The 4,658-nt window shown below is 74.6% G+C and carries 2 protein-coding genes; one reads left to right on the top strand and one right to left on the bottom strand.

Translation table 11 applies throughout. The features are described 5' to 3' along the window. Positions 1–3,818, bottom strand: a 3,818-nt coding sequence (mobF, locus tag ACTWQE_RS33650; RefSeq protein WP_443332891.1) for a MobF family relaxase, incomplete at its 3' end; no start/stop codon positions are given. A 178-nt stretch (positions 3,819–3,996) separates the two neighbouring features. Between mobF and ACTWQE_RS33645 the strand changes: the two genes are divergently transcribed. Then, a complete protein-coding gene (locus ACTWQE_RS33645; protein WP_443332890.1) occupies positions 3,997–4,548 on the top strand; it encodes a hypothetical protein in 552 nt (183 codons plus the stop codon). Positions 4,549–4,658 lie beyond the last annotated feature (110 nt).

Raw genomic sequence — 4,658 nt, 5'->3', positions numbered from 1 at the left:
GTTTGGGGGTGGGTGAGGGCGGTGCGGTCGGCGACCCAGTCGGGCACCTGCCCGGTGTGGTCGGGGAGGCGGGGCAGGTGGTCGGGCAGTTTCTCGCGGAGTCGGCGTTCGGCTGCCACCTTCTCGGTGACGGCGTGCGCGCGGGCCAGCGCGGTGCGGGCGTGTTGTTGGCGGGCCGGGGCGTCAGCCATCTGACGGCGGGTGGTCTTCAGGGGCTGGGTGGCGGTGCGGGAGTGACCGGGTGCGGGTTCGCGCTGCCAGTCCTCGCGGGCAGCGTCCCGCCAGATCAGGGCGCGGCGCAGCGCGGTTTCGGCCTTGAGCTGGGCGATTTGGGTGTGTGCGGTGGCGGAGAGGCGGTCGCCGCGTTCGTGGGCGCGGCGGGCGGTGGTGCGGGCGATGGCGGTGTGGGTGGCCAGTTCGCTGCGGGTGAGCGGGCCGAAGGGGCGGTCGGGCCAGGCCGGATGGGTGTGTCCGGCGCGGGTGGTGACCGGGCGGGGCAGGGTGGTGGCCGCGGCGTCGGCGGTCTGGAGCTTCTCCCGGGCAGCCTGCCGGTGTGCGGCTGCGAGGTCGGCGAGGGTGTCGAGTTGGGCCAGGGACAGGGCGGCCAGCGGGCGTGTGCGGTTGGGGTCGGCGGCCTGTGTGGCGTCCGCGAGGCGGTCGCGTAGCCGCCAGGTGAGCACCGCCGCGGGGTCATCGGCGTCGGCGAAGCCGCGCCGGAGGGCGGTGTGGGTGAGCAGGCGCGGCAGGTCGAAGCCGGCGTGTTCGGCATCGGTGAGGGCGCGGGTCAGGGCGGGGAAGGCATCGGCGGCCATGAAGTGCGCGGTGAGTCCGGGCCCGAGGGTGGTCTCCAGCAGGCCTGTCAGGCGGGCGGTGGTGGCGCGCGAGGAGGCGTCGGTGAATTCGGCCGCGAGCTGTCCCGGGGCGCCGATCTCCCGCTGCAGGGCGGCGATCGTCTCGGTTGCCGAGAGCTGCGCCCGGCGGCGGGAGGCGATCTGGTGCAGCACGTGGGGAAGGTTCTCTGCGTTGTCCAGGGCGAGATAGAGGCGGTTGGTGCGCGCCCCGCGGGTGAGCTGGACGTAGACGCCTTCGCGGTCGGAGCGGGGGGAGGCCAGGGCGTGGGAGGTGTCCACCGTCATGCCCTGGGCGCGGTGGATGGTGGAGGCGTAGCCCAGTTCGCAGTGCTTGCCCACGTAGTGGGCGGGCAGGCGGATCCGGCCGCGGTGGAGGGTGTGGCGGACGATCAGGTCTCCGGTGCGGGTGATGCGCTGGACGCGCCAGGTGTCGCCGTTTTTGACAAAGTCCCGGCGTACGGTCATCCGGCGCCGGTTCAGGCGGGTGCAGATGATGTCGCCGACGTGGGCGGACTGGCCGTGGCGCAGCGGCCGGGAGCGGGAGGTGTCCAGGGCGCCGGAGGCGATGTGCCAGGCCTGGGCGCGGGCGTTGAGAGCGGTGACCGAGGCGGTGTCGGCGGCTGTCATCAGGCAGGTGCGGCCGCGTTCGGTGTCCCGCCTCCAGGCGGTGAAGACCGCGTCGCACATCTCCTGGTAGGTGCCGGCGACGATGCGGCCCCTGTCCCGGTACCAGGTGAAGGCGGTGTGGGGGTCTTCGCCGTCGCGCAGGGTCAGGGAGGCTTCGGCTTCGCCGGTGGTGGTGAAGCGGTGCAGGCGGTCCAGCTCCACCGCCCCCGTGGCGTTTGCCAGGAGGCGCAGTGCGCCGCCGGCTTCGACCCCGGCCAGCTGGTGGGGGTCGCCCAGCAGGCGGACATGGGCGCCGGCGGCGGCCGCGTGGCGCAGGACGCGTTCGAGGAGGAGGGTGCCGGCCATACCGGCTTCGTCGATCAGGACGACATCGCCCCGGCGCAGCCGGTAGTCCTTGGGTACGGGTTTGCCGGCGGCGGCGCGGTCGCGCTGGTGGAGCCAGGCGTGCAGCGTGTGCGCTTTTCGTTTCAGGTCGCTGCCCAGGACGTTGGCTGCCCGGGAGGAGGGGGCGAGCGGGATGAGGCGGGTGCCTGCGGCGTCCAGGGCCTTGGCGACCAGTCGCATCGCCGTGGTCTTCCCCGCCCCGGCCGGGCCCAGCCCGGTGGTCAGGAGGTGCTCGGAGAGGCAGAAGGAGCGGGCCAGGACACGCTGCCGGGCATCCAGCGGGCCCCGGTAGAGGGCGGCGGCCCGGTTGAAGGTGCCCCGGGAGACGGGCGGGATGACCAGGGTTTTGGCGGCGGCCAGCAGCCGGTCCTCGGCGGCCAGCAGAGCTCGGGTGGTGTAGGTGCTGGAGCCGATGGGCCGGTAAATACTGCTCCCGTCCGCCCGCATCAGGTCGGGGTGGGGCGGGTTGATCTCGGGCGGGGTGATGTCCACACAGTCCGCCTCGGCCAGCACCGCATCGGCGATGCTGTCCGCGACAGCGGCGGGGGCGGTGGCGCCGTGGAGGGTGCGCATCAGGTAGCGGCGGGCTTCGGCCAGGATGTGGCGTCGGCGGAAGGTGGCGCGCCGGTCGCAGACGGCGGCCAGCACGGTTGCGGCGGCCTCGCCGATGTCGATGTCCCTTTCGGGGGCTGGTGCGGCAGTGGCGGCGGCCCGGGCGGAGCTCAGGAGTGTCTCGACCGTGGCCCGGCTGGTCGCGGCGATCGCCCGCACGCGCCAGGTGGCCAGCAGTTCCTCCAGGGAGCGGGCCGGGCGCTTGTGCGGGCGGGTGCTGGTGCGGGCCCGCTCCAGCAGCCCGCGGCGGGCCGGGGTGTCCGGCTGCCGGCCGTGACGGCGCCGGTAGTCCTCGAACAGGGCCTCAGCGGTGGTGCGTACCGTCTCCCCGCGCTGGGAGAAAACGCGGCGCAACCTGGGGTCGATCCCGGCGATTTTCATCACCGGCCGCTGCCCGGGGGTGACCTCGACCGGCTCGGTGCGCAGCCCCAGACGGGTGCAGACCAGCTCCCGCACCCGCTGGTTGTACAGCTCGCTGGCGCTGACCACCTCGCGGAAGAGGAGTCTGCTGTCGAGGTTGCGCCACCGGCCGTCCGGGCCCTTCACCCGCGAGCTGATGACCGCGTGGTCGTGCAGCATCGGGTCCCCGGCCCGTGATTCGTAGTGCCTGAAGCGGGTGCACAGCAGCCCGCCGACCGCACGCTGCTGCGCGATGCCGCCCGGGCCGGTGCGCACCGCCAGCGCATTGTCCTCCAGCCACCCCAACGCCTCCCCGATGGCCTCCTCGTGCGCTTCCTCGATGACCTGGCGTGTGGCCGGGCCGGCCAGCGCCCACAGCTCGCTCTCGGCGAATGAGAACGTCAGGTCGTAGGCGGTGCGCGGCTGGCGCTGCGGCCCGGTGCGGGCCGCGAGGTACCGGCCGAGCTCGAGGCCGTCGGCGGGCGGGCGGTGATACTCCTCCTCGAACGCGGCCGCCGCCGTCCGCATCCGCAGCCGGTGCGCCTCGGCTGTGGTCAGCGGCCGGCACAAGTGCTGCGCAGCCTCCTGCAGAACGTGTTCGATCTGCTGGTCCAGCGGGGAGAGTTCGGCCAGCTGCGGCACCGCGGGCCCCAGCTTCGCCGCCCTGACCGCCTGCCCCGGCGAGGCACCGCCCGCCTGCTCCTCGGCGATGATCCGCGTCGCCTCCGGGTGCATCCCGAGCCCGATCAGCGACCGCATCTGCGCCTTTGTCACCGTGCCCTCCAGGCCCAAGGCGCGCGCCGCGCGCCCCTGCCATACCCCGGCCGGGACCCCCGGCACACTCGAGGACGCGGCCCCGGCACTGCCCCGCACACCGTCGGCCACCGTGATGTTGCGCAGGTAATAGCGGTACCCCTCCCCCGCCGACAGCGGCTTCATCGTCATCACACCTGCCAGTGGACCACCACAGCAGGCACCGGGAACGGCCCCAACGCCGCCCGGGCCACGAACCTGGGGACGCGCGCAGGCGGGCGGGGGCCGGGCCGTTGGGGGCGTTCGACACTGACGCGTAAAAGAGCCCCGGCGGGTTGCGGGGCTTCCAGGCACGGATGGAGGGGCCGGTATGGCGGCGAAAGGCAGGAGCCGGAACGCGCGGGAGCTGGCGCGGCGGAAGGAAGCGCTGGCGCGGGCCGCGGGGCGGATGGCCGAGCAGCGGCGGGAGGCGGAGGAGGCCGAGGCGCGGCGGGTGCGGCGGGAGGCGCAGCTGGATGAGCTGGTGGCGGATTTTGAGCTGGCGCGGCAGGAGGAGGATGCGGTGGCGCGTGAGGTGGAGGAGGTCCGGCTGGTGCGGGAGCGGGGGGCGGGACGTGTGCGTCGGGCTCGGCTGGTGGCGGCCGGGGTGGTGGCGCGGCTGGCGGAGGCCGGGGAGACGGTCTCTGGTTCGGCGCGTCGGCTGGGGGTTGGGGTGGATCTGGTCAAGGAGCTGCGGCGGCTCGCCCGCCAGGAGCAGGAGCAGGAGGAGGCGTCGGGGCGGCCGGCGGCGGACGCGGGGCCATCAGCTGCTGCCGTGGTGGGGCCGGGGCGTGGGGAGAGCGGCGGCCGGGTGGTGCGGTCGGTGGAGCAGCGGGGGGAGGGTGGTTCCGGCGCGGTGGCTGTGGGGCCGGGCCGGGGCTGAGCTTCCGGGGGAATGGCCGGGGCCCCGGGCCTGGGCTCGCCGTGGTGGCGGGCCCGGGGTCCGGGGCCGTGTGGGTGTGGTCAGGTGCGGGGCGGGGTGTTCCAGGGGGC

The sequence above is a fragment of the Streptomyces sp. 8N706 genome, assembly GCF_052245415.1.
GTDB lineage: Bacteria > Actinomycetota > Actinomycetes > Streptomycetales > Streptomycetaceae > Streptomyces.
This window is presented reverse-complemented; position numbering and strand designations above follow the sequence as displayed.

Bases quoted from the DNA above. Each gene is read 5' to 3' on its own strand.
- ACTWQE_RS33645 (WP_443332890.1), top strand. From the start codon at position 3,997: ATGGCGGCGAAAGGCAGGAGCCGGAACGCGCGGGAGCTGGCGCGGCGG.